A 24798-nucleotide genomic window follows, 5' to 3' on the forward strand; every position below is an offset into this window, starting at 1 on the left:
CTGTCAACTAGGCTGTATCATTTCTGTCAAGGCCTGTTGCAGGCCTTTAAGTTGGGGCAGTTCAGCCCTAATCGTTGGGATATCCGCCTGGAAGCCTTCTTTCTTGAACCAGAAAAACATGGTCGACATCTCCTTGCTCATTGGTGCAAATAGCCAGCTTGGCAGTGTTAGGTAGCGCGGCTTTTTTCCCATCACCTGGGTGTAAATAGCTTTGATTTCGGCAAAGCTTTTTTCATCACCAGCCAGTTCCACAGCTTGAGCCAGGTAGCGTTTCGGCTGGGAAAACACCAAGGCGGCAAATGCTCCAATATCATCAACGGCGGCCATTTGTAGCTTTCGATTTTTTTTCAATGCCCAAGACAACAGGCTCCAGTTAACAAAAGCAAAACTGCCAGTTGCTAAAAAATTTTCGATAAAATAAGCAGGGCGGATAAAAGTATAAGGCAATCCGATCTTAATAATATGGCGCTCAATTTCCCCTTTGCTGTCAAAGTGGGGAATCCCCGTTTGACGCTCGGCTCCGCCCACAGAAGAATAAACAAAGTGCTGCACCTTAGCCGCTTTGGCTGCATCCGCCAGGGCTTTACCCTGAGCAATTTCGACCTTTATGCTACTGGTCCAGTTATTTTGCACCGAATAGACGCCATAGGCACCCTTCAATATCGGTGTAAGCGTTTCCGGCTTGTCCAGATCGCCATAGATCACTTCAACACCTTGTTGGCGTAACCTATCCGCCGCTTTGCTTTGCAGGTTGCGGGTTACCGCTTTAATAGTAAAGCCACTGTTCATCAGGTGTTTTACTACCGCGCCACCTTGATTGCCTGTTGCTCCTGTCACGACTAAAACTTTATTCTCGACCATGATCTTATCCAACTTAATGTTTGCTTAACGACGGGGTAAATCCTAACAAGGGTTAGATTGGTCAACTAGATGGCAAAAATAAATTACACTATCCCAAATATGGGGTAATTGAGTTGGTCATGTTCGACTTAAGTGAGGACTGGTTAAGGATATTGGCAATTCCAGCAGCGCTATTATTGGTAGTGCATACTGTGCCATCAGGTCTGGGAGCATTTATTTCTTCATGGCAGAGTTGAAAATTAAACATTCATTCAATTTGTGCATAGCACAGGGATTAAATTTGCCGCCTCATCTAAGCACAATACAGGTTCGCCAAAGGGAAAACACACAATATCGAAATAAATGTTCTACCGCTCCTAAGCGACTCATTTTGCCCATAAGTGACTTAGGATGATCACTTAAATCAGATTTGTCCTATAGTTGATTAGAGCTAATACTCATAGCCAATTAGTACACTTTATTTTTGAAGTGTTTCTTATTCAAAAAGTATAATGTGACCTTATATAAGGTCGCATTATATGGGCTAGAGTTGCATTAAATTTAAGGGATATTTTACAGGAAGTAGCATCATCATGAATAACCTCACACTCTCAAGCGTTGCAGCAAGTCATCTACTGACTAATATCAAAGATAATGTGCTTACCATTACCATGAATCGCCCCAAGAAACTAAATGGGTGGACGATGGAAATGATGGACGCTCTAGCCGAAGTGTTTTCAATAGCAAATACCACCGATGCAGTTAAAGCGATCATTTTATCGGGTACCGGTAGATACTACTCTGCGGGTGTCAATTTAGGTGGCTCACTTAAAGTTATGCCTCCAAAAAAATTGCATAATTTGATCGTAAAAAATAACCTGAGACTATTCGATATTTTTCTTAACTGTAACAAGCCTTTACTTATTGCCGTTAATGGCCCTGCAATAGGTGCTAGTGTTACATCTGCCACTTTAGCAAATAGCATTATTGCATCTGATAATGCGACTTTTTCAACTCCCTTTTCGGCTCTAGGTATAACCCCTGAGGGGTGCTCTAGTTTTCATTTTCCTCGATTATTGGGTGAAAAGAATGCACAGCGTATGTTAGGCAGTGAAGGTTGGAAGCCCAACGCCAAAGAAGCATTAGGCGTTGGGTTAGTTCAAAAAGTTGTCCCTCAGCATCAGCTTATGGAAGAAGCAGAGCGCATTGCTCAAGATTGGGTTGCAAATAATGAACCGCGTCAATTTTTAGCAGGAAGCCCTTTAGAAGAGCTCAAAGTGACTAATTCACGTGAATCTGAACAGCTTGCAGATTCATTTTTAGGCGCTGATTTTTTAAAAGAACAGTCGCGTTTTTTTTGGCGCAAAAAGAAATATGCTCCGTCTGCTCTGTTCTTTACGTTATGGTCATTAAGACCACTATGGGCACGTTTACTTTAAATAGCCCCTCGATACAGGAGCGGCAGAGGTCGCTCGTTTATCGGGTTGGTTACTAATACCAAATATGAATAGTGGGCTCTGCCTTCTCACTATTTTCTATAATGGGTCTGAATGGGGATCGCTGTGTATGTTCTAGCCAGTAATAAAGAGATGATTAAAGCCACTGCAGATTGAAGGTAAATTGAAACAATTTTACGCGCTATTAGCCTAATTATATTTGAAAATCAGTACGTTTATACTTCTTCATAACTTTGCGATTAAACCTTTGCGAGAGATATCACGGTATTTTTCATGTCTCCAATGACCATTAAACCAGTCGAACATCACAAAACACAAAAATATAAGAAATTCATCAACACAAACAGCATGTAACTTTGTATGCAAGAAGATCGTTTATGTTTTCACAAGCTATCTGTTTTTAGCTTACTTCAGCAAATAATTATTGTGACTAATTTATTGTATAAATAGATAAAAATAGCCATGTGCCGTCATACTGTCAAAAATATCATTTTTTCACAATATTCTACTGCCATTTCAACCTGATAGAGTATGGGTAATCTCCGCTATCTACAGTGTATCGATTTAAGACTAAAATCGTCATCCGTCCAATAAATCATACATTTATTATGGTAGTAACTAAGAAGGCAGATATGGAATATCTCTCATTTCGACGTGTTGGTTTTAAGCAACGCATTATATTTACTGTTGCTCTACTGGTATCTGCGGCACTGTTGGTTACCAACTGGCTGTCTTATAATAATTTTAAAAACGACAAAATTGCATCGATTGAAAAACAATCGCAATTAATTGTAAAAAGTGCAAAACGTGAAGTCGAATTATCGATGCAGACAAAAGTTGACGCACTCAGCTCAAGCAAAGCTTTTTTCCGAACCAATCACTCAAACAGCGAATATGTTGAGGTTGCAAAGTTGGTTACCGAAGCGGGTGGATATTCCAGCTTTACCGTTGGCTACAGTGATGGCCGTGCTTTCGGTGATTCCGGTGGCAACAATGGCGTCTTTGATGTTCGTGATTATGATCCGCGTACCCGTGATTGGTACCAGCAAGCATTGGGAAAAAATAAAACCATACTGACAGATATCTATACCGATGATACGACCGGAGATTTGATGGTGAGCATCGCGACCCCAGTTAACAGCGAGGGGGTCGTGGTCGGTGATATATCATTGAAAAGTCTTAATGACGTTATTAACAATGTTGACTTCCCCGGTGCGGTGATTTTAATCCTAAGTGAACAATTTTCTCAGCTGGCATCTTCAGATCCTAGTGATGAACTGGGGAGCTATTTTGGTATTCCAAAATTGGAACAGCAGATGGCAGCCCAAGGCTCTGGTGCGGCTGATTATCAGTGGACTGGAGCTGATAAGCGTGCTTATTTTTCCGAAATTCCATTGGTTGATGGTAGTCGATGGTATCTCTACGTTGGCGTTGATAAATCGGTGGTTTATGCCGATGTTGAAGCCGCATTAATCAAAGCATTATCAACATCTGCTGTTATTCTGATCATTGCACTCCTAATTGTCATTGTTGTGTTAAATCAGCTATACCGTCCAATACTCACTCTTAAAGATGTGGTACTTGATCTATCAAAAGGAAACGGTGATCTCACTCGACGATTGCCGGTTACTAGTCGTGATGATCTGGGCCAAATTTCAGAAGGGGTTAATACATTTATCGAGAATCTGCAATCTTTGATGCTAGAAGTCTCGCAGTCTTCTGACCACATTTCTCGAAGCGTTGACCAGCTTAAAAACCAAGCAGATGCTAACAACAACGTATTGACTGCTCATGCAACCGAGACGGATCAAATCGTTACTGCTATTGAGGAGATGAGCGCCACTGCTAATGATGTCGCGAGTAATGCAGCTGAAGCCTCTCAATTCACTCATAGAACCAATTCGCAAGTTACAGAGTCTAAAAATGTTGTAATTAGTGCTACAACCACGGTGTCTCAACTTGTGCAGAACGTCGAAGATACATCTATCAGTATTGCCGAAATTGAAAAAGATACCTTGGAGATCACCAATGTGCTGAATGTGATAGGTGAAATAGCAGATCAAACAAACTTGCTTGCGTTAAATGCTGCCATAGAAGCAGCCCGAGCCGGAGAGCAAGGCAGAGGATTTGCCGTTGTCGCTGATGAAGTAAGGGCATTGGCAGCTAGAACGCAGACGAGTACAGCTGAAATTGAACAAAAGTTAAATAAATTACGTAACGGTTCAAGCTCTGCAATTTCTGCAATGAAAGCGACTAAATCAACATGCGAGAAAACAGCAGAAAGTACATCTTTGGTAGAAAATGACCTTGATACTATCGCTAACTCAGTTACCCACATCAATGATCTCAATACCCACATTGCTACCGCAGCCGAAGAGCAAAGCTCTGTTGCGGGTGAAATCACTCGTAACATGGCAGCTATTCGTGAAATCGTAGGGGAGTTATCTTCTAATGGAGAAATGACAACTAATGAGACCATCAATCTGGCTGCTGCAAACAGTCAGTTAAAATCTGTTGTTGATAAATTCAAATTACAGTAAACCGCTTTTCGACAAACAAGTGATCAGCGAGTTAATTGTTGATCATGCAGGGAGCTCGCTGTAGCTCCCATGTTTGATCTGAATTTTTTGCAACAATCCTATCTATAGAGTAAAAAAATATGTACAGCGACGCTGTGAGTTTACAGATATCCCAGTTTTAATGTGGATAAAACATTGACTACGAAACAATAAGATATCAAGATTCTCTTCTAATCATTGTCTGTTATTTAAACTATGCCCAAACCTTGTATACCCAAAGCGTTATTTGTTTACTCAAAATTTTGGGTATCTTCTCTGTTACTTGTCTTGTCATTGAATGTGCAGGCCGAAGAACTGCCACTTATTCCCCCTTTTATTGCCAATAAGTTAACGACGCAAGATAGTTCTTTATTTTCAATCTATCAATTAGCGGAGAGTGAGCCTGAAGTCGCGCGTAAGAAACTGTCTACATTTTCATTAGAGCATCTCGAAAAAACAGATGATCTTCGACAGGCTCTTTATTATTTGACTATCTTTCGTTTAGAAGGAGCGCTTGGCTCAACTGAAATATGGGCGAATCATAAATATGCAGAGGACTACATCGCAAAATTAACGTCTTTAGGTGAACGTTTAGATCAAAATTGGATGATGGGCGAAGCGGTATTAGAGCAAGCAATTGAATTTGTTGAGGTTGGTGATCATGAACTGGCTTTTCAGCATATTGCATTAGTTATTGAAATCGCCAAGCAAGAAAAGTATCAGCATCTATTGGCTCGGGCGATGAAATGGCGCGCCAATATTTATGTGGATGCATCTGATTATCCAAAAGCTATGGATGATTATCGCTTTGCATTAGAAACCTTTACCAAACAAAAAGATCAGATTCAACAAGCAAGAGTATTATCTAATATCTCAACAGTCTACTTTCGTTTAGAAGAATGGCAGAAGGCCGATAAATATAGCCGTCGTGCATTCAAGTTAATTGATAAAGTTAATTTTGATAATCCGGGCGTAAAAGCAATGCTGCACATTAATGCGGGAATCATTGCTAAAAATTTGAATAAACCTGAATTAGAATCAGAACACCTTCGCGCCGCAGTCAAATTATCGACTGAAAAAGGCTCTCGTTATGCTCAGATATATGCGCTTTCCAATCTTGTTACCTTATTGCTTCAAGAAGGTGAAATAGAGAGCGCGATAGCAAGCTCTCAACGCTGCTTGGCACTTGCAACTGAAATATCAGACAAGGCCGGCATGGTGTACTGCAATGAAGCTGTTGCTGAAACTTATTTGAAACAGCTGCGATACGATGAAGCATTAGCATTGGCTGAAAAGGTCTTAGCGCAATTTGAAGTCATGAATAATAGGAAAAAAGCCATTTTATTGAAAGAGCTTATTTCAACGATTCATGAAGAAAGTGGAGACTATAAACAGGCTCTCGCTTTTTATAAGCAATATGCAGATGAAGGGAAAGATTACTTATTTGATGAACGTCGTAAGCAGTTATTTGCCCTTCAAGAAAGCTATGAGGCTAAAAATAAAGAGACTGAAATTGAATTACTGAAATATGAAAATGATTTGAAGACAGCCCGTTTATCAGAGCAGCGAACCTTAGATCAATTATGGATGCTGGCTGCCCTTATATTTTGTTTAGTTATTTATCTTCTTTATCGTCGCTATACGTCTGTTGCTAAAACTAACTTTAGCCTTCGTCGCTCAAATGCCACGTTAGCGTCACAATCTTTAGAAGACCCTTTAACTGGGCTTCACAACCGACGGTATTTAGAACAGTGGTTAGAGACCGCAGAACACAACCGCCAATTAGATGCCTACGATTTGGTTGTACTTGTTGTCGATGTGGATCATTTTAAAAAAGTGAATGATAACTATGGTCATGATATTGGCGACAATGTGCTCACTGAGATTGCGCACCGTTTAAAAGATAACGCACGTAGCCATAATGATTTAGTTATTCGCTGGGGAGGGGAAGAGTTTGTACTCGTTTTAGCACTAGCCCCCGACTCGAATATAGAATTAGTACTAAATCGCTTACGTGAATCTATCTCGTCGACTCCGATAATGAGTGCCAACCATGAATTGACTGTTACTGTCTCGATTGGTGCCATTGGTGGAATTAAGAGCGATGTGATTTATGAACAATGGAATACGCTGTTAACGCAGGCAGATAAAGCGTTATATAAAGCCAAATCGTCAGGGCGAGATTGCGTTAAGTTAGTGGGTACATACTAGCGGGATACTGTGTATTGGTGCGGCTGTTTTACTTTTGTGGTGTATTCAATATGCGGTTTAAATCACGGTAAATGAAGGTTCATTTACCGTGTTGGTATTATGATTCGACCTTTTATTTGATAGAGCTATTCGTTAGGCTGATTTAAATCGTGACGTGCTAACCACCATTTCTCAGCCAATGCTAATGCTGCTTCTTGTGTCTCGCATAGGCCCATTAATTTTAGTGTAATGGCTAATGTAGAGATAACCGCATGGCTACCGTAGTTATTATCCTCTTCACCTAGCCACACTTTCTGCAGGTACTCACCGCTTATTTCTCCGTGTTTACCAGAGGCACCTTCAAGGAATGTTGGCCATTCTTCGTCAAAACGCTCACCGTTAATGACGCCCGCTAACCGGCATGCAATGCGTGGGCTACGTTCGCTTTCACCCCCTTCACCTTTAAAAGCCACCATATTGTCATCACCGACCAGTGCGGCAGCATCGGCATGCAGTTTTTCATAACCTTGGTGGAATATACCGTGAATAGAAAAAGGGGCGGCTGTTGGGTTTAGTGCCCGTGCGACAGTATTTAGTGGTGTACGTAACCCTACTTGACTGCGCAGTGCTAATAAATCCACTAATGGATCGCAATAGGATGAAAGCGGCACATAACAGATATTATCAAGCGCTAAAATGGCTTCAGCTTCTTCGACTGTGTTTGCTTGGCGAATATTTAAAGCCGGGCAGGCTGTCTCTATTTGGTATTTCACCATATCAATGGCGGCATGACCGTGAAGGAAAACGCGCTTGCCATTTTGGGCCAATATCTTTGCGGCTAATAATAGCCATGGCGGTTGGCGTCGTTTACCAGCGAAGCATGGCCAATCAAGATCGATATCAATGGATTGCCATTGCGGCGAAATACGAGAGCGTAACGCTTCTATATATCCAGCAGCCTCCTCATCCGTTTCACAACGAACACGTTGCAGCATAAGCAATACAGCAAGCTGAAGCAGCTCTGCTTTACCATCGAGGTACATATTTAACGCTTCGCGCGCTTCTTCTTGTGTCAGTGAGCGACGGCCTTTTTCACCGCGCCCCACATGTTTAATAAATTCTGAAAAGGCTGTCATGCTTTATTCCTGCAATGAACGTATACCCTATTTGTGCAGTTTTATGACTGAAAATCAATGTTTAATACCAAATCCATTAATTATATGCTCAGTTCAGCGAGAGTTAAAATGCTTTTAGGCAAGGAGATAAATTGAGGATCTAGTTGCTCTAAATTGAAATTTATTAACGCAGTATAAAAGTATTTTAAACTCGCCCAAAGGGAACATCACTGGAAGCCAACTTCTGTGTCTAGCGATTTCAAAAGAGAACCACTCTTCTATCAAACACTATCCTTGAACTCGACTCCCAGTGGTATTCTGAATGGTCAGATAATTAATGAAATTGGTATAACTAGAAGCCACCTATAAATTTGTACACTGAGCTCGACGCATTTTAGCAAAGTCGAGGATCATATATGTACAACATTAATATCAACAATTCCCATTTTGAAAAAAAATTTAAACGCGATATCAAAAAGCTACGTACAAGTTACCCTACAGAACAAGATAAACACCTATTCTTAGATCTAGTTAATACATACATGCTCACAAGTAACCATTTTAACTTGTTTGAAAAAATCATTTCATATCGCTTCGATGAAATCACCGCGATGCTCCCTATAACAACAAGGAAAGGAAATTTATACACGACATTTACATGTATAGCAGCACAGTCTATTAACGGTACAACGCCTCTTCCAACGCTTCCTTCATTGTTTTTTCTTATAGAAAAAACCGCAATTCTTCTCTTTGATGACATTCTCTGTTGCTGGGCGGAATTTAGAGTTTATCAACTTACTGATAAGGCAGAACGTGATTTTCTTGCCCACGATACTGGACACTCCGATACATATGAATATAGTGAAGAAAGCGATGACTACGGATATGAGGTAGTTGATAATATCAAAGATGATCACCGTTTATTCAGTACCTGCTATTCGAATATACCAATGAGACTTCCATTGGCAAATGTGCTGATAAATCTTGAAACGTTTGTAAAACAACAGCATTGGTACGAGATGCTTTATTATCTTGATGTGTCCGCTAACGGTGAGCACTTCATCATGTATCAAAAACAAGGCGACTATTCCCCCCTTTTACTTTCGTCTGCACTTATCCAGCGTTGGGGCCAACATAACAACTGGCTCACGTTTGAACACTTTTTTCAAACAGAAAATTGGACACTGACGTTATCAAATGAGAAAATCCAAACAATTGAAAAATCTGGTGTTTTCTCCAACGTTCTGACATCAAAAATAAATACGACATCAATTGAGAGATTTGATTACTCCCTGTTAAAAACAATAAAACAGAAAAATGCAGTTTGCGAAATTATTAGAATGGCAATCAGTGGGCCCCAGATAAAACTGAACTATATTCTTTACTTAACGCTTAAATATCTGACAGTTAAGCTTGCAGACATAGGTTTAGAGGTGGCATATACCATTGTTGAACAGCCTTCCATTTTGAATTTTTACTGCTCGGTTAATGATGACAGTATAAAAACACTACCATATGTATCTTTATGCGAACAAAAAGTTGAAGGGACAGATCTTACAACGTACCAAGGACTCGTTTTTACTAGGCCAATGAGTCAAATCTTCAAGCTATGCAGCTTTAGAGATTACAACAAGAGAATCATTAGGATGCGAAAACAAAAGAAAACATCTACCCGTGCATGATTTTATACAAGCAACATTAGCAAATATGGTCGCGATCTTTCTGGTCGCGATTGCTCTTGTTGTTGTAATTTGGGCAACGTACTTTGCTCGAATACTGGCAAAACACCTGCCGGGGAGTTCCCGGCAGGTGTATTTTCCTTACACGCTTTACAGTGTGTTTATTTCTGCATGGATATTATCTAACGCTTATTTCCAGTCTGATTTGTTAGTTTATTTTGGTGCTGATACCGCTATCATAATGGCTCTTCTGGCCAATATTTTTTCAGGGTTAGCTTTTGCGTATGCATTTCTATTTTCATGTCGATTGGTATCTGAACGTACATATTTTCAGTTAAAAACATGGCAATGGATACTGTTTAGTCTCACTTGCATCATTATCTTAGTCACAAACTGTGTACCCGGCCTGAATGTTAAGTCAGTTGATATCGAAGGTATCGGGAGCTTTGTCATCCATTTTGGTCCCACCGTGGGTGTTTTTTTTGGTAATCTCTTATTGCTTCTTATACTGACTCTTGGCAATTTTATTCTATCCAGCAGAAGTCAATTAAAGCTCAAACAGATCAAAGCTAATTACATGATCTTCGGCATGATGGCTTTTATCATCTCAACATTTTTTGCGCACTTTTTGATACCGATTTTTTTAAATGACTTCTCAAAAGCATGGTTACCGCCTGCGCTATCGATTATTGAAGTTATAATTGTCGGTTACGCCCTTTTACATCATAGGTTCTATAGCATCCGTTATATCGGACTTATTACCCTCAGCTTCGTTATTAATGCTGCAATTTATATCATTCCTATTGCTAGCGTTGGCTTTGTGGGTACACAAGATAGTACTTTATTGTTAGTTATATGGACGCTGATAACGGGTATTTGTTGGTATAAGTCACTTGCCATTATTCGTCGTTCAGTTAACAGACTCCTTTACAAGGAAAAAGGGGATCCGGTAGAGAATATCTGTAACTTGATTGGTGAATTTAGCTACTCAACCGATCAGGCTATTATAAAACTAAATCAGGTTCTGAATGCTAAATCAGGCCGAATTCAGAAAGTTAGCGGCAATACAGAAAACAATATTTTTGTCTCCTATTTTCATGGTAATCGTTCCGTGCTTATCAAAGAAGAGATCGAATATCAGCTCAAGCACGAAAAACTAGAAAGCACCAAGGAACTGAGCAACGTCACTCGGGAAATGGTCAATATGGGGGTGTCTTTAGTTTTACCAATAACCAATGAGAAAAACGAAGTTACCCAGTTATACATGGTGTCCAAAGAGAAGGAGAATGTGCTTTTTTCTAGCGAAGAGATAATGGGGCTGCAGCTGTTATTTGACAAAGCAAACTGCTTTATTGTCACTGAAGATAAAATACGCAAGTCACAAGTGCTTGTCGGGACCATTGCTCACGAAATTAGAAATCCGTTAACAAAAATAAAATACCATTTTGAACGTATTGATGCTGATATGTTCGGAATAGAAAATACGTCTTTAAGCCCATTTGCTTCAAAAGAAATGAAAAAAATCTATCAGGAACTTTCTGAGGGTCAAAAAGCAGTACAATTAGGATCGCGATTTATCGATGCTATTCTTGATGAACTCCGTGGCGAGAGTATTGGCACCACTCTGTTTGATAACTACTCCGTTGCAAAACTGACACATCAGGCCCTGAACGACTTCTGCTTCAATAGTGAAGAGCATAAGCTCCGCATTAATATCGACACTCAAAGCGATTTCTTCTTCCATGGCAGCGATACGCTTTATAGTTTCGTTCTGTTCAACCTTATTAAGAATGCCGTTTATTACTTCGATACCTACCCAAATAGTCAGATACGAATCTATTTTCAGAAAGAACTCAATTATAATAAGGTACATGTTGTCGATACTGGTCCCGGAATTTCCCCTGACCACCAGAAGCACATACTAGAAGAGTTCTATACCAATGGAAAAGTACAAGGAAATGGTTTAGGCCTCTCATACTGTAAAAGGGTGATTGAATCATTTGGTGGAACCATCACCTGCCAGTCCGAACTTGGAGAGTACACTGAGTTTATACTCTCATTTCCTTCAATTGATGAGAAGATTCACAGTGAAATGTCCAAAGAGAAAATAAAGAGCTACTTGACTGGAATGTCCGGCCTTGTACTTGGTAGCGTAGAAGCTGGCAACTGGCTTTCTTCTGAATTTAAATCACTTGGCGTCGAGCTCTGCACGGCACCAGATGTAAAAACAGGACTCCATCATTTAAGCCAACAAGCCGTTGATTTTATCATAATGGATCACATGTTGCTGAACCGTGAAATGGGATCAATTAAAATGCTACGTGCTGGCACTCATGGCCACCAAGCTCAAACCACTCCGATGTTTCTTTATGGATATACTGAGAATAGCGAACATTCGAACAGCATAGAGTTTTCCCCCTTTTTTCAAGGACAGATTGACGGTATCTATGATCACCAAGCATTCCAGCATTCTCTAGAATCTTTGATTGATAATGACCTTTTCGCAAAACGCGGAAGTTTAATTGGAAAAACCGTTTTGGTTGTTGATGATATGCAGGTCAATCGGATGTTAGTTCAAGCATATCTCGCCAGCGAAGGCATTACCGTTGTTCAAGCTTCATCAGGAGATGAAGCCATCGAGAAGGTAAAAAAAGAACCTTTCAATCTGGTCTTAATGGATATCCAAATGCCAGGGATGAGTGGTATTGAAGCGACCCATCAAATAAGACACTTGTTTGACGCCATTCCCATTGTGGCACTTTCCGGTGAATACAATGAAGAAATAACACACGCTATCAGTGAAACAATGAATGACCACCTTGTTAAACCTATCAATAAACAGCAATTACTCCAAACACTCACGAAATGGATGACATAAGATATTGCACACGATAGAGCATAACCGCCCGATCAACCCCGTATTAACTACATTTTATGATGCTTACGGAGAGGGGAGTAATTAGGGTATGTACTGCGATGTACTGTCACTTCCGAATCTGGCTAGCTTAATTTGGTATAGTCTTTAGACTTAGTTTTAAGGAATGAATAATTATATTGAGTTGGTTGTATGAACACGGAATTGGTAGCAGATAGCATCCCATTAATTAAGCTAGCCTTGTCTGATGAGCAATGCCGTGAAGCGCGGTTATCCCGTGATGTTCGTTATGATGGGCTGTTCTTTATTGCGGTAAAAACGACGGGTATTTACTGCCGTTCTATTTGCCCAGCACGCGCGCCATTAGAAAAGAATGTTGAATACTTTCAGTCGGCAGTGATTGCAGCGAATGCAGGATATCGCCCTTGTTTGCGTTGTCGACCTGATAGCGCGCCAGGTTCACCAGCGTGGCAAGGTAAGAATACGACGTTGCACCGCGCCATACATTTGATTGATGATGGCGCATTACAGCAACAATCATTAGCTGAGTTGGCTGAACGATTAGGTATTAGCGATCGTTATTTACGGATGTTGTTTCAACAAGAACTTGGTTTGTCACCGACTGCTTATTCCCATTATCAACAGTGTTTATTTGCTAAAAAATTATTGCATGATACGCAATTGAATATCACCAGTATTGCGCTTGCCAGTGGTTTTAATAGTGTTCGTCGATTTAACGATTGTTTTAAAAAACTGTTTTCACTTACGCCTACTCAAGTACGAAAGAATGCCATAGAAAATAAACACGCTCAGGCTGAAGACATCGTCATAACATTATCGTACCGACCGCCCTATAATTGGCGGTATCTCCAGCAGTTTTATGCAGCACGTATTATAGAAGGGCTAGAGTGGTGTGATGAAAATAGCTACGGGCGTACTTTTAGCTATGACTCTGTAGATGGCTTTCATTCGGCACAAGGTACAGGGGAAAGGATTAGCCATAGTGAAACTCCCTTCGATTGTATTGGTGAATTTACCGCGTTTCATATACCTGAAGAATCGGTATTCTCGGTACGAATCCAACTGTCTGATTTACGCTATCTTAATCGTGTTATTCGCAATATTCGACGATGTTTAGATTTAGATGCAGATATAGAACATATTGAATCGCGGCTAAAGCGGGCATTAAATACCGAGGTTCTGGCGATTTCTGGTTTGCGTTTACCGGGTGTGTGGAGCCCTTTTGAAGCAGGAATTAGAGCGATACTGGGTCAGCAAGTTTCTGTACAAGCAGCAAGAAATTTAGTTACTAAAGTGGTGGGCAATAACCCTATTAATACTAATGAACGGTGTTATTTTCCTTTGCCGCAACAGCTTATCGGCGATGAATTCTCTTATTTGAAAATGCCAGGAAAACGCAAAGAAACAATCCGATTATTTGCGGATTACGCATGTGATAAACCATTAGATGATAGCAAAGCGTTATTAGCCATTGCTGGTATTGGACCGTGGACGGTGCATTATTTACGAATGAGAGGGTTAAGCGATCCAAATATTTTTTTGATTGGTGATCTAGGCATTAAGAAAGCGTTGGTCAAGATGAATGAGGCGTTTTCACCCGATGCAGCAGCGCCATGGCGCAGTTATTTAACCCTTTATTTGTGGAGTGCTGATCTTGATTCAGCCACAGTGCCGATTGTGAATAACAGCGTTATAACGGAGAACGGTCATGTTTAATCAGTTAATACATACCCCAATAGGCTGGCTTAATATTAAAGCGAGCGACAAAGGTGTGGTTGCCATTGAATTTAATGCCGACCAAGCAGCATCGCAAAAAATGAATACTGTGACTCAACAATGTTTTGAGCAATTGAGTGAGTATTTTACCAGTGTTCGTAAAGTCTTTTCAGTATCACTCGATATGCAAGGAACGGATTTTCAGCAGCAAGTGTGGCGGGCGCTAGAACAGGTCGAGTTTGGGCAAACTTGTTCATATACCGACATTGCGGTTGGTGTGGGCAGCCCGAAAGCAGTGCGCGCGGTTGGTGCGGCAAATGGTCGCAACCCTGTGCCTATCATAGTGCCTTGCCACCGTGTGATTGGACGAAGTGGAAAGCTAACGGGTTACGCTGGTGGAATCGATACCAAAGCATGGTTACTTACACATGAAGGTGCTAATTTTCTCTCAAAATAAATCTTTCATCTGCCGCTAGAGGTCAGTGTTAGCCATCAGTTAGAGGTATTAGAACAAGCTGGAGTGGTAATTATATACAGCCTGTCTAGGCTTAATGGTACTGCAGAAGAGGTAATATCATCAAGTTTAGAAGGCTATTTAACTCTTCTTACCTACAAACATGTTGACCAAGAGGAATGCAAAATGAAGAAACTATTATTGTTACTGAGTTTGGTGGTAATTATTGGTCTTGGTGGGCTTTTATTTAATTCTGTTGAAACGCAGTCAAAGATCGACATCTGTTTGGATAATGGCGGTAGCTTTAATTATCAAGCGTGTGAGTGTGACTATGAAAATAGCCATCCGTATGAAAGTGACAATCAGTGTGATGGGTAGCGATAGTCATGATGGTCAAATTCACCGTACCGTTGTAAGTAGAGAGTTTAAATGTTTGCTAAAAAAGCCTATTTTCGACAGAGCCTAACCGTTTTTAGGAAAACTGAGTATGAACGTACAGCACTTCTTTCATCGTGCAACAGGGACACTGACGTATCTCGTATCGGACAGGGGAGAGGCCGTGATCATCGACCCAGTCCTTGATTATAATAAAGGCAAGGTAGCTACGACGTCACTGCAACAAGTAATTAACGCTGTCAAAGAGCAGGGGTTAGCCCTTAAATATATTCTTGAGACACACATTCATGCAGACCATTTATCAGCTGCACTGGCAGTCAAGAATGCACTTAGTGGTAAAACAGCCATTAGCCGAAAGATCACGGATGTGTATGATACTTGGTCGTCTAAATTAAATTGCCAGCCGTTAGCACAATTTGATCTGCTACTGGATGAAGGCGATGAGCTCAGTTTAGGTGGGGAAACGGTGTCAGTTTTGTCAACGCCGGGTCATACCCCAGCGGATCTGACTTATCATATCGGCGATAGTATCTTTGTTGGCGATACGTTATTTGCTCCCAAACGCGGGACTGCAAGGGCGGATTTTCCCGGTGGAAGCGCTGAAGACTTGTATCGGTCTATTTCACGCCTCTTTGAGCTGCCTGAAGACACGCATGTGTATTTGTGTCATGACTACCCCTCTGAAAATGAAGAGCCTGAACTTTGTTCATCGCTCTCGACACAGAAGAGTGACAACGTAATGATTAATACGTCGGTGACAGAAAAGCAGTATATCGAAATACGATCAAACAGGGATAGTAATCTGGCAACACCAAAACTGTTGGATGTGGCTATTCCGTTTAATCTCACGTATCAGTTGCCAAGTATTACCTAGCCTAATTGTGCTGATACGTGAATTCTCCTTGCGTCAGATATGATTGCTATAGGCAAGGTTCAACGTCGAGGCGATAAGATGATTCCGCCGATGTCGGACTACGGTATATTAGATAACAGTTGTTATTAATTAATATTGGTGGTTTTGTTGAATAATCAAGGTTCTTTACTGAGGTGATTGTGATATCGCCATTATTATCTTGGCGAGTAATACCCCAATCTTCAGTTGTCTCGTAATGCTTGTTGATGCCGTCTACCAAGGTGGTCATGGTGTAAAAATCTGATTCTGGGTAGCCAAAGCGAAAAGAACATGAATCGTGATTATTCGCTTCACAGCCTGAAATGGGAATAGCGCCGATCTTATCGGCATAATCACTGTCTGTTGTATGGCTAATTATGTGCGGTACGCTTTCCACCCCAGCAATCGCCATTTTCCCGTAACCAATCCCCAAACCTGATTCTATCGAGCCTTTTAAGCCTTCTAGTGCAGCATTTCGTGCATCGCTTTGCAGGTTTAAAAAACGGGGAGCGGCAGTCACGGCCAAGATACCCAGAAGCACAATAACGACAACTAACTCTATAAGGGTAAAGCCATTTCTTCTCATTATTGTTCTCATTTTTGAGTTGTTACTCTATTTGCGTGTCAATTTAATGGCGTTTATGCCTATAGTCAATAACTTATACCCTGTATTGTACTGAACTGTGATTAATATTTATTGTTAGAGTGAATAGTTGTGGTTCATTTGCTTTGATTTTTGTATGTAATTTGTAAGCAGCTAATGTATTTTTACAGGCGTATCTTTCTATATACAGTTTGAAGAGTTTTTTATCGTCATTATTCGCCGCGATAAACTGGGCGTTTATGTGCTTACCTGCGACATGAATAAAAAAGGCTTTTCACTTCACTTATCGTACTGATTTTACATGTTAATAATGAGCATGGTGATTGGGGCTGAGGTGTGAGAGCAGAGCCGCTTTCATGTTAAGATATTGTGCTTGTCATGTTCTAGAGATAGTTAGCTAGCAGTAAAAGCATCACATAGATTGTTTAGGTTGGCATAAACTGGTAGTGTCGCTGCCCTTGTACCATTCCATCGCATTAAATAAACTTTGCTGCCTGTCGGTTACGATAGTCATTCAGCATTATAAATAGGATTATCACCTTGAGCCAAACAGCTTTTTCTACCCTAAACTTGCACGCGGATTTGCTAAAAAATCTGACTTCTCTTGGTTACGAGTCAATGACTCCTATTCAAGCGCAGAGCTTACCGCATATCTTGGCGGGCGAAGATGTTATCGCTCAAGGTAAAACGGGCTCAGGCAAAACAGCAGCCTTTGGTCTTGGTCTATTAGAGAAACTGAACGTGAAGCGTTTTCGTGTTCAGTCTTTAGTACTTTGTCCTACGCGTGAACTTGCTGATCAAGTCGCAAAAGAAATCCGTAAACTTGCACGTACTATTCATAACATCAAAGTATTGACGTTATGTGGTGGTATGCCGTTTGGTCCACAAATTGGTTCGCTAGAGCATGGCGCACACATTATTGTGGGTACACCGGGTCGTATTGAAGAGCACGTACGTAAAGGCACGTTGAACCTTGATGATCTAGAAATACTTATTCTAGATGAAGCTGACCGTATGTTAGAGATGGGTTTCCAAGATTCATTAGATGAAATCATTGATGCAGCCCCTCAGCGTCGTCAAACATTACTATTCAGTGCGACATACCCGCCTCAGATTAAATCTATTGCTGACCGCATTATGTTTAAGCCTGTGATGGCGAAAGTTGAATCAACGCACGACGATAGCAGCATTCAGCAGCACTTCTACAAAGTCGATGGTAACGAGCAGCGTCTAACGGCATTACGCTTATTGCTGTTAAAGCACCGTCCAGAATCGACTGTTGTATTCTGTAACACTAAACGTGAAGCGCAAGAAGTATCAGACGATTTAGTGGATTATGGTTTCAGCTCAATTGCCCTACACGGCGATTTGGAGCAACGTGAACGTGACCAAGCATTGGTTCGTTTTGCTAACAAAAGTACATCAGTATTAGTTGCAACAGATGTTGCGGCTCGTGGTCTAGACATTGATTCACTTGATGCCGTGATTAACTACCACCTTGCACGTGATACAGAAGTACACGTTCACCGTATTGGTCGTACAGGCCGTGCGGGTAGTAAAGGTATTGCATGTTCTTTAATTAGTGATAAAGAACACTACAAAGTAGCCATGCTTGAAGATTACCTTGATAAGCCAATCAGTGGCGAGCCATTACCTTCAATGGACCTGCTTGATCAGCCAACATTCCGCCCTGCAATGACAACACTGCAAATTGATGGCGGTAAGCGTCAGAAGATTCGCCCTGGTGATATTCTTGGTGCTCTAACAGGTGAAAGCGGTATTGCTGGTGCCCAAGTTGGTAAAATTCAAATTTTTGATAACTTTGCATATGTTGCTGTGAAAAGTGAATCAGTACGTGCGGCAATGAAGAAATTAGAAGACGGTAAGCTGAAAGGTCGTTCTTTCCGCGTTCGTCAAATTCGCGGTTAATCACGGCATAATGAATAGATAGAATGGAGATTATTGTAAACCTCTGACTATTTGTTTATGTGCGGTGATGAATACAAAATTATAAAAGCCGATTCAGCTTTAGGCTGAATCGGCTTTTTTATTCGTTGTTGAATCATAAAAGCCCCTTAGTTCTGTAATCAGTATGTTTATTCGAGATACATATCGTTAGATGAGAACATTTGGCTTATACCATTTCCGTATGGCGATAAGCCGCCCTAGGTTCATTAGCTCTTTTTGTTCAGTGCCTCGATACGTAATTGCGTGGCATAACGGGTAGACACTTTTTCATCGTGATCAATGACGGTATAAGACACTACATCACGCGTTACGGGTGTGAGTGCCTTTTTACGTAACGATTCAGCGTATAAGGTGCCAGTGTTTTCATCACGGTCGGCATAAGCAATAGAAGGCGCAGATCTTGGCGAAGCATCTAATGCGCTGATTCGTAGCTGTTCAGCATGCATGCTTGATAGGCTTTCATCGTGATCATTCTGAGCCGCAGTGGCAGATAATGCTGGAAGTAGTAGGGCTAAGCTGAGTAGGGCAGTTGAAGTTTTCATGTTGATTTCCTTTAGAAATAAATTGTTAGGTTTTAATGCGTATTTTTAATACATCTAGTTCGATTAGCTTTTCTTATTCAGCGCATCGATACGTAATTGCGTGGCGTAACGAGTAGACACTTTTTCATCGTGATCAATCACGGTATAAGAGACTACATTGCGCGTTACGGGTGTGAGTGCTTTTTGACGTAACGATTCAGCGTATAAGGTGCCAGTGTTTTCATCACGGTCGGCATAAGCAATAGAAGGTGCAGAACTTGGCGAAGCATCTAATGCGCTAATTCGCAGTTGTTCAGCATGTATGCTTGATAGGCTTTCATCGTGATCATTCTGAGCTGCAGTGGCAGATAATGCTGGGAGCAGTAGGGCTAAGCTAAGTAGGGCCGTTGATGTTTTCATAATGTTCTTCCTTTTGTTCTGATATTTAGTTACCTGAGTTTTTTAAACTGAACTGTTTAGTTCATTTTTAGAATAGACCTGAGTTCACAGGTCTGTCAATCTTTTTTGAACTAAACAGTTTAGTTTGTTAAGATCATTGTATTGAACCGTGGTGAGGAATAGCGAATGAGTCGATGTGAAGAGAAAAAACAAAACGCTATAAATAAGACTGTCGAGTTGTGCTCTCAGTATGGCTTCCATGGTACGAGTATGGATAAAATCACTGCTGCAACTGGCTTGTCAAAAGCAACGATTTATAAATATTTTCAGTCTAAAGAAAACCTTATTGCTCAGGCTCTTGATGCTTACAGGAAGAGTGCGATTGAGCACTTAACCAAGGTGATGAATGATGATTCATTGTCTTTAGAAGAAAAGCTAAGTGAACGCTTTGAAACCTTGCGTCAATCTCTAGCTATTAACGCTTTTAATGGTTGTTATTTCCAGCTTGCCCATAGTGAATTTTGTAATGCAGAAGAAAACATTACTGATATATGTACAATCTATAAACAACAACGTGTCAGTATGGTTTGTAATCTTCTTGAAACGCATAACGTAGAAAATGCACATGAAAAAGCGGTGAGAGCAGAGCTTATTTTTAATGGTTTAATTGCAACATTGCAGATTTCAAAAGATCCTACTCTTATCGATATTGCACGTGATATGTATATGGATGTGATAAACAGCTAACGTTGTTAAGAGTGATCTATCAGCTTTGCTCGTTAATAAAATACCGAGAGTCATTGATGATTCATTCACTCATTACGCTCTCGGTGTTTAATTATGTCGTTATCTTTATACAGTAAACGACATAATTGACGTTTACTGCTTGGTTTATGTGCATGGGTGATAAACGAATGCAGCTTAGTTACGGCCCACCATCACTCCGCCATCAGTATCCCAAATAGCTCCCGTTACCCAGCTTGTTTCGTCCGATAATAAGAAGGTGATGGTATTGGCGATATCTTGGGCTGTACCAACTCGTCCAATAGGGTGGAAAGCATTGAATCCATCTAATGCTTCATCAACCTCTTTGGGGTCAATAAATGATTCATAAATGGGCGTTTTCACTACTGCTGGTGACACGGCGTTTACTCTAATTCCGCTGTCTGCAAGTTCCATTGCCATATGTTGGGTTAATGCATGTAATCCCGCTTTTGCCATTGAATAAGCGGATGATGGCGTAGCTTTAATCGCTTGTTTTCCCCACATTGAACCGATGTTCACAATGTTCCCGCCACCGTTTTTAATCATATTGGTAGCAACCGCTTGCGAGAGAGTAAAGGTCGCTTTGTTTAAATCCATATAGATGTCGTAATCACTGGCAGTATGCTCCACAAAGGCTTTCGGGTTAAAATAACCAGCAGCATTGACCAAATAGCTGATTTGGTTTGAAGGTTGATGAATAAAATCGACGATTTTCTGAATATCATCAGGCTTGTAAAGGTTAGCTTGCAAGCCAGATACTTGAGCAGAACCAGATGCTACCGCTTGTACCTCACTAACTGCACGGTTTAACTTTTCTGCATTGTTTCCGACGATAACTACATCAAGGTTATTCATTGCTAATTGCTTTGCTGTCGCTAAGCCCATGCCGCTAGAGCCACCTACGATCAATGCTATACCAGTGTGTTTGAAGTTCATTTTTATACTCTCTTGTGTATTGGCGATGTGCTAATGTTAGTGCCATTACTAACCATCTGAATAGTAAGTACAAATCGGTAAGGTAAGTACTTATTGGTACATCTTTATGAAAAATCAGGAAAAAATGTTTTCGAGAAAATCAGCGCCAGAACGGTCTGCACGTATGGTCGAAACCATTTATGGCTGTAAATGGTCACTTACTGTTTATCAATTGCTTGCGCATGATATAAATCGACCGGGTGAAATGGTGCGAAATGTAGAAGGGCTTTCAACGAAAGTGTTGAACGAATGTTTACGTAAAAATGTGCAGTTTGGTATTTTAAATCGAGTCACATTTAATGAAATACCACCAAGAGTTGAATATGAAGTGACGCCTTTTGGCGATAAATTTATTCGTATTCTTGATCAGCTCGAAGTACTGCAAAATGAAATTTCAGAGGCAGATGAATAAGTAATTGTATAAATGCCTAAAAGCTTATCTTTAAATTGTAAGGTATAACATCTGTACTGACGCTTATTTTATTCACTTCTACCTTGAATAAATTAGATAAAACATGATAACTAGCTGTCGCAAAAGGGGTTATAGTGGCATTCATTGACGGTAGGCATTCCATAGCGGCTTGTTGAATTCCGCTATGGAACATTACGTTTAATGCATCAGAAAAATGTTTGATGTATTAAAATTGTTTCAGTCTTATTAATTGTTAACGGCTTTAACCAGAGCCGCGAGTCCTTTCCAATCAGCGTTATTGATCAAGTTATTTGGTACCATCCAAGTACCGCCACATGCTACAACCGATTCTAGTGCAAGGTAGTCGGCCACGTTGGCTGGGCTTACACCGCCTGTTGGCATGAATGAAACGGGGTATACCGCTGATAATGCTTTAAGCATCGGAATACCGCCTGATGGCTCCGCAGGAAAGAACTTTAATGTTTTAAGTCCCATCGCCATTGCTTGCTCGACCAAGCTTGGGTTGTTTACACCAGGAATGATCGCAATGTTTTTTTCTTGGCAGTATTGCACAGTGGTCGGGTTTAAACCTGGGCTCACAATAAAATCAACACCTGCTGCAATCGCTTCATCTACCTGTTGATTATTCAGTATTGTACCTGCGCCGATAAGCATATCTGGGTACGCTTCGCGCATTAGCCGAATAGATTCTGCAGCTGCTGGTGTCCTGAATGTTACCTCTGCGCAAGGTAGTCCATTCTCAACCAAAACTTTTGCTAATGAAGCCGCTTTATTTTCGTCATTGATAGCAATCACAGGGACGACTTTGATTTCTTTTAAACGCTGTTCGATGCTAAGCATAATTTTTAAAACCTTAAATAATAAAACTACCAATCGCGACAATAATGAAAGCGATGGTGCCAAGAAGTGTTTCCATAACAGTCCATGTTTTGAGCGTTGTTTTTTCGTCCATTTCCATTAAACGCCCGACAAGCCAGAAGCCTGAATCGTTAAAGTGAGAAAGCACTGTTGCACCACTGGCAATTGCAATAACAATGAAGCATAAGTCGAGTTCTGTTAAACCCGCTGTAGCTGCCACTGTTGGGGCAATCAACGCAGCAGTTGTTGTTAAGGCAACGGTGGCTGAACCTTGTGCAACACGCAGGCAGGTTGCAATTACAAAGGCTGCAACAATTACTGGCATCCCCGTATCAGATAAGACACCTGCTAGTGCTTCACCAATGCCACTTGCTCGTAATACGCCACCAAACATACCACCTGCGCCTGTAACCAGAATAACAGCACAGATAGGAGCCAGTGAATCACCACAAAGCTTTTCAAGGTGTTTCAAACCGTAATCTTTGGCAAAGACAGATAAACATACGAGTAAAGTAATAAGTAGGGCTATCGGTGTTTTACCTAGCATTCGTAGGAATTCAACTGTTGGGGAAGACCCTTCGATTACACCTGCCACAGACAAGGTATTGAGACCTGTGTCCATAAAAATAAGGAAAACGGGCAATAACAAAATAGCCATAACGGTTGAGAACTTTGGTGACTTAGTGTCGTCTATGATGTTATCGGCATTAAAAAATGCTTTTGATAGTGGAATATCAAATTTCTTACCAGCATATTGACCGAATAAATATGCGCCCAAATACCATGTTGGAAGCGCAACAATCATACCGACAAAAAGCAACAGCCCAATATTGGCTCCGAGTAATTCTGCGGCAGCAACAGGACCTGGGTGTGGTGGAACAAATGCATGCATTACGGCAAACGCACCTGCAGATGGTAATGCGTATTTCAGTGGTGAGCCACCAAAGCGTTTGGCTACACTAAAGATGATAGGCATCATTACGATCAGACCTGCATCAAAGAAAATCGGGAAGCCGAAAAGTAAAGAGGCGATGCCTAACGCGAGCGGGGCTTTTTCTTCACCAAAACGGCCCACCAGTGTATCTGCCAGTACTTTTGCACCGCCAGTGACTTCTAAAATTTTACCAATCATTGCCCCTAAACCAACAAGTAGTGCAACAGAAGCCAATGTGCCTCCGAATCCACCCATCATGGTTGGGACAACTTGCTCACTGCTAATACCTGTCGCAATAGCAGTACCTAAGCTCACTAACGTCAAAGACGCAAAGGCATGAACTTTCAGTTTAATAATTAAAATGAGTAGAGCCGTAATTGCTAATGCGGCAATCATTAGCAGATATGCAGGGCCTGCAGCTTGGGTAATCTGTTCCATAGTACCTATCCTAGTATCACGATTAATAGTGTTTGTGTTTTAGTTCACAAATCTCTAAGTTACGGGTAACATGTTACCCGTAATATCTCTAAGATAAACCCATATTTTCAAGTGATATTAAAAAATGAGATCTAGCTCAGAATAATAAGTAGGGAGCTTATATGACAGGTAAAAGCATTGTTGTCATGGGTGTCTGTGCGTGCGGTAAGAGTACCGTAGGTCAGCAATTGGCAAGTGCAATTGGTGCAAAGTTCATTGATGGCGATGACTTGCACCCAAAAGCAAATATTCTGAAAATGTCTCGTGGTGAACCGTTGAACGATAAAGATCGTGAACCGTGGTTAGAACGTATTCGTGATGCAGCATTCAGTCTTGAAAGTAAAAATGAAACGGGTGTCTTGGTGTGTTCTGCGTTGAAGAAAAGCTACCGAGATCAGATCCGAGATGGTAACAGTAATGTGACATTCTTGTTTTTAGATGGGAGTTTCGAACTGATTCTAAAACGTATGCGTTCACGCACAGGCCACTTTATGAAAGAGAATATGGTGAAAAGCCAGTTTGATACGTTGGAACGGCCAACGGATGAATCACAAGTGGTGACTGTAGATATTGATGCGCCGATGGATGAAGTGTTAGTCAGATCTATCGAAGGTTTAGAATTTTTAGCGCAACAACAAGCATCGCCAGTTAATAATACTCAAGAGGTTTAA

21 protein-coding genes are annotated in these 24798 nt (G+C 40.9%); 13 read left to right on the forward strand and 8 right to left on the reverse strand.

Annotated elements, in window-relative coordinates:
- Positions 1 to 3: 3 nt before the first annotated feature.
- Positions 4 to 861, reverse strand: coding sequence for an NmrA/HSCARG family protein (locus C9J47_RS02145; RefSeq protein WP_107252028.1), 858 nt, complete (start codon positions 859 to 861; stop codon positions 4 to 6).
- Between the two features lie 572 nt (positions 862 to 1433).
- Between C9J47_RS02145 and C9J47_RS02150 the strand changes: the two genes are divergently transcribed.
- From C9J47_RS02150 to C9J47_RS02160, 3 genes are all read left to right on the forward strand, one after another.
- Positions 1434 to 2279: an enoyl-CoA hydratase/isomerase family protein gene (locus C9J47_RS02150; RefSeq protein ID WP_107252029.1), complete on the forward strand. Its 846-nt coding sequence runs from the start codon at positions 1434 to 1436 to the stop codon at positions 2277 to 2279.
- 650 nt (positions 2280 to 2929) lie between these two features.
- A complete protein-coding gene (locus C9J47_RS02155) occupies positions 2930 to 4837 on the forward strand; it encodes a methyl-accepting chemotaxis protein (protein WP_107252030.1) in 1908 nt (635 codons plus the stop codon).
- Positions 4838 to 5071: 234 nt separating this feature from the next.
- Positions 5072 to 7066, forward strand: a complete 1995-nt coding sequence (locus C9J47_RS02160) for a tetratricopeptide repeat-containing diguanylate cyclase (protein WP_107252031.1) — start codon at positions 5072 to 5074, stop codon at positions 7064 to 7066.
- Positions 7067 to 7191: 125 nt separating this feature from the next.
- On the opposite strand, the gene C9J47_RS02165 is transcribed toward C9J47_RS02160, so the two are convergent.
- On the reverse strand, positions 7192 to 8181 hold the full coding sequence (locus tag C9J47_RS02165) for a glycosyl transferase family protein (RefSeq protein WP_107252032.1): 990 nt from the start codon (positions 8179 to 8181) through the stop codon (positions 7192 to 7194).
- A gap of 395 nt (positions 8182 to 8576) precedes the next feature.
- On the opposite strand from C9J47_RS02165, the gene C9J47_RS02170 reads away from it, so the two are divergent.
- The 6 genes from C9J47_RS02170 (at position 8577) to C9J47_RS02195 (ending at position 16175) form a co-directional block, all read left to right on the forward strand.
- Positions 8577 to 9842: an acyl-homoserine-lactone synthase gene (locus C9J47_RS02170; RefSeq protein ID WP_107252033.1), complete on the forward strand. Its 1266-nt coding sequence runs from the start codon at positions 8577 to 8579 to the stop codon at positions 9840 to 9842.
- Positions 9835 to 12717: an ATP-binding response regulator gene (locus C9J47_RS02175; protein WP_211321677.1), complete on the forward strand. Its 2883-nt coding sequence runs from the start codon at positions 9835 to 9837 to the stop codon at positions 12715 to 12717. The genes C9J47_RS02170 and C9J47_RS02175 overlap by 8 nt, the downstream gene beginning before the upstream one ends.
- 189 nt (positions 12718 to 12906) lie before the next feature.
- The gene (locus C9J47_RS02180; RefSeq protein ID WP_107252034.1) at positions 12907 to 14451 is read left to right on the forward strand and encodes a DNA-3-methyladenine glycosylase 2 family protein; all 1545 of its coding nucleotides are present in this window, start codon (positions 12907 to 12909) and stop codon (positions 14449 to 14451) included.
- Positions 14444 to 14908 (forward strand): methylated-DNA--[protein]-cysteine S-methyltransferase, encoded by a 465-nt coding sequence (locus C9J47_RS02185; RefSeq protein ID WP_107252035.1) that lies wholly within the window; start codon positions 14444 to 14446, stop codon positions 14906 to 14908. Before C9J47_RS02180 ends, C9J47_RS02185 begins: the two co-directional genes overlap by 8 nt.
- A 183-nt stretch (positions 14909 to 15091) precedes the next feature.
- A complete protein-coding gene (locus C9J47_RS02190) occupies positions 15092 to 15283 on the forward strand; it encodes a hypothetical protein (RefSeq protein ID WP_041394884.1) in 192 nt (63 codons plus the stop codon).
- A gap of 109 nt (positions 15284 to 15392) precedes the next feature.
- Positions 15393 to 16175: an MBL fold metallo-hydrolase gene (locus C9J47_RS02195; protein WP_107252036.1), complete on the forward strand. Its 783-nt coding sequence runs from the start codon at positions 15393 to 15395 to the stop codon at positions 16173 to 16175.
- A 46-nt stretch (positions 16176 to 16221) separates the two neighbouring features.
- Here C9J47_RS02195 and C9J47_RS02200 read toward each other — a convergent pair whose 3' ends face one another.
- Entirely contained in the window at positions 16222 to 16779 is a 558-nt protein-coding gene (locus tag C9J47_RS02200) for a type II secretion system protein (protein ID WP_107252037.1), read from the reverse strand.
- Positions 16780 to 17337: 558 nt separating this feature from the next.
- On the opposite strand from C9J47_RS02200, the gene dbpA reads away from it, so the two are divergent.
- Positions 17338 to 18726 (forward strand): ATP-dependent RNA helicase DbpA, encoded by a 1389-nt coding sequence (gene dbpA, locus C9J47_RS02205; RefSeq protein WP_107252038.1) that lies wholly within the window; start codon positions 17338 to 17340, stop codon positions 18724 to 18726.
- A 245-nt stretch (positions 18727 to 18971) separates the two neighbouring features.
- On the opposite strand, the gene C9J47_RS02210 is transcribed toward dbpA, so the two are convergent.
- Both C9J47_RS02210 and C9J47_RS02215 read right to left on the reverse strand, forming a co-directional pair.
- Positions 18972 to 19307, reverse strand: a complete 336-nt coding sequence (locus tag C9J47_RS02210) for a hypothetical protein (protein ID WP_011220306.1) — start codon at positions 19305 to 19307, stop codon at positions 18972 to 18974.
- A 63-nt stretch (positions 19308 to 19370) separates the two neighbouring features.
- On the reverse strand, positions 19371 to 19706 hold the full coding sequence (locus C9J47_RS02215) for a hypothetical protein (RefSeq protein ID WP_107252039.1): 336 nt from the start codon (positions 19704 to 19706) through the stop codon (positions 19371 to 19373).
- Between the two features lie 165 nt (positions 19707 to 19871).
- Between C9J47_RS02215 and C9J47_RS02220 the strand changes: the two genes are divergently transcribed.
- Positions 19872 to 20432 carry a TetR/AcrR family transcriptional regulator gene (locus C9J47_RS02220; protein ID WP_107252040.1) on the forward strand — a complete coding sequence of 187 codons (561 nt, stop codon included), beginning with the start codon at positions 19872 to 19874 and terminating at the stop codon, positions 20430 to 20432.
- Between the two features lie 174 nt (positions 20433 to 20606).
- Here C9J47_RS02220 and C9J47_RS02225 read toward each other — a convergent pair whose 3' ends face one another.
- Positions 20607 to 21386 carry an SDR family NAD(P)-dependent oxidoreductase gene (locus C9J47_RS02225; RefSeq protein WP_107252041.1) on the reverse strand — a complete coding sequence of 260 codons (780 nt, stop codon included), beginning with the start codon at positions 21384 to 21386 and terminating at the stop codon, positions 20607 to 20609.
- Positions 21387 to 21492: 106 nt separating this feature from the next.
- Between C9J47_RS02225 and C9J47_RS02230 the strand changes: the two genes are divergently transcribed.
- A complete protein-coding gene (locus C9J47_RS02230) occupies positions 21493 to 21837 on the forward strand; it encodes a winged helix-turn-helix transcriptional regulator (RefSeq protein WP_107252042.1) in 345 nt (114 codons plus the stop codon).
- Between the two features lie 246 nt (positions 21838 to 22083).
- Here C9J47_RS02230 and C9J47_RS02235 read toward each other — a convergent pair whose 3' ends face one another.
- Positions 22084 to 22698, reverse strand: coding sequence for a bifunctional 4-hydroxy-2-oxoglutarate aldolase/2-dehydro-3-deoxy-phosphogluconate aldolase (locus C9J47_RS02235; RefSeq protein ID WP_107252043.1), 615 nt, complete (start codon positions 22696 to 22698; stop codon positions 22084 to 22086).
- A 13-nt stretch (positions 22699 to 22711) separates the two neighbouring features.
- Positions 22712 to 24088 carry a GntP family permease gene (locus tag C9J47_RS02240; RefSeq protein WP_107252044.1) on the reverse strand — a complete coding sequence of 459 codons (1377 nt, stop codon included), beginning with the start codon at positions 24086 to 24088 and terminating at the stop codon, positions 22712 to 22714.
- Between the two features lie 161 nt (positions 24089 to 24249).
- On the opposite strand from C9J47_RS02240, the gene C9J47_RS02245 reads away from it, so the two are divergent.
- On the forward strand, positions 24250 to 24798 hold the full coding sequence (locus tag C9J47_RS02245) for a gluconokinase (protein WP_107252045.1): 549 nt from the start codon (positions 24250 to 24252) through the stop codon (positions 24796 to 24798).

This window comes from Photobacterium indicum (assembly GCF_003026215.1).
GTDB classification, from domain to species: Bacteria; Pseudomonadota; Gammaproteobacteria; order Enterobacterales; family Vibrionaceae; genus Photobacterium; species Photobacterium indicum.

What these genes read in the sequence shown, in the direction of transcription:
- C9J47_RS02160 (WP_107252031.1), top strand. Translation starts at nt 5,072, where the DNA reads ATGCCCAAACCTTGTATACCCAAAGCGTTATTTGTTTACTCAAAATTT.
- C9J47_RS02230 (WP_107252042.1), top strand. Translation starts at nt 21,493, where the DNA reads ATGAAAAATCAGGAAAAAATGTTTTCGAGAAAATCAGCGCCAGAACGG.
- C9J47_RS02180 (WP_107252034.1), top strand. Translation starts at nt 12,907, where the DNA reads ATGAACACGGAATTGGTAGCAGATAGCATCCCATTAATTAAGCTAGCC.
- C9J47_RS02225 (WP_107252041.1), bottom strand. Translation starts at nt 21,386, where the DNA reads ATGAACTTCAAACACACTGGTATAGCATTGATCGTAGGTGGCTCTAGC.
- C9J47_RS02165 (WP_107252032.1), bottom strand. Translation starts at nt 8,181, where the DNA reads ATGACAGCCTTTTCAGAATTTATTAAACATGTGGGGCGCGGTGAAAAA.
- C9J47_RS02170 (WP_107252033.1), top strand. Translation starts at nt 8,577, where the DNA reads ATGTACAACATTAATATCAACAATTCCCATTTTGAAAAAAAATTTAAA.
- C9J47_RS02150 (WP_107252029.1), top strand. Translation starts at nt 1,434, where the DNA reads ATGAATAACCTCACACTCTCAAGCGTTGCAGCAAGTCATCTACTGACT.
- C9J47_RS02210 (WP_011220306.1), bottom strand. Translation starts at nt 19,307, where the DNA reads ATGAAAACTTCAACTGCCCTACTCAGCTTAGCCCTACTACTTCCAGCA.
- C9J47_RS02215 (WP_107252039.1), bottom strand. Translation starts at nt 19,706, where the DNA reads ATGAAAACATCAACGGCCCTACTTAGCTTAGCCCTACTGCTCCCAGCA.
- C9J47_RS02195 (WP_107252036.1), top strand. Translation starts at nt 15,393, where the DNA reads ATGAACGTACAGCACTTCTTTCATCGTGCAACAGGGACACTGACGTAT.
- C9J47_RS02155 (WP_107252030.1), top strand. Translation starts at nt 2,930, where the DNA reads ATGGAATATCTCTCATTTCGACGTGTTGGTTTTAAGCAACGCATTATA.
- C9J47_RS02240 (WP_107252044.1), bottom strand. Translation starts at nt 24,088, where the DNA reads ATGGAACAGATTACCCAAGCTGCAGGCCCTGCATATCTGCTAATGATT.
- C9J47_RS02200 (WP_107252037.1), bottom strand. Translation starts at nt 16,779, where the DNA reads ATGAGAAGAAATGGCTTTACCCTTATAGAGTTAGTTGTCGTTATTGTG.
- C9J47_RS02235 (WP_107252043.1), bottom strand. Translation starts at nt 22,698, where the DNA reads ATGCTTAGCATCGAACAGCGTTTAAAAGAAATCAAAGTCGTCCCTGTG.
- C9J47_RS02185 (WP_107252035.1), top strand. Translation starts at nt 14,444, where the DNA reads ATGTTTAATCAGTTAATACATACCCCAATAGGCTGGCTTAATATTAAA.
- C9J47_RS02145 (WP_107252028.1), bottom strand. Translation starts at nt 861, where the DNA reads ATGGTCGAGAATAAAGTTTTAGTCGTGACAGGAGCAACAGGCAATCAA.
- C9J47_RS02190 (WP_041394884.1), top strand. Translation starts at nt 15,092, where the DNA reads ATGAAGAAACTATTATTGTTACTGAGTTTGGTGGTAATTATTGGTCTT.
- C9J47_RS02245 (WP_107252045.1), top strand. Translation starts at nt 24,250, where the DNA reads ATGACAGGTAAAAGCATTGTTGTCATGGGTGTCTGTGCGTGCGGTAAG.
- C9J47_RS02220 (WP_107252040.1), top strand. Translation starts at nt 19,872, where the DNA reads ATGAGTCGATGTGAAGAGAAAAAACAAAACGCTATAAATAAGACTGTC.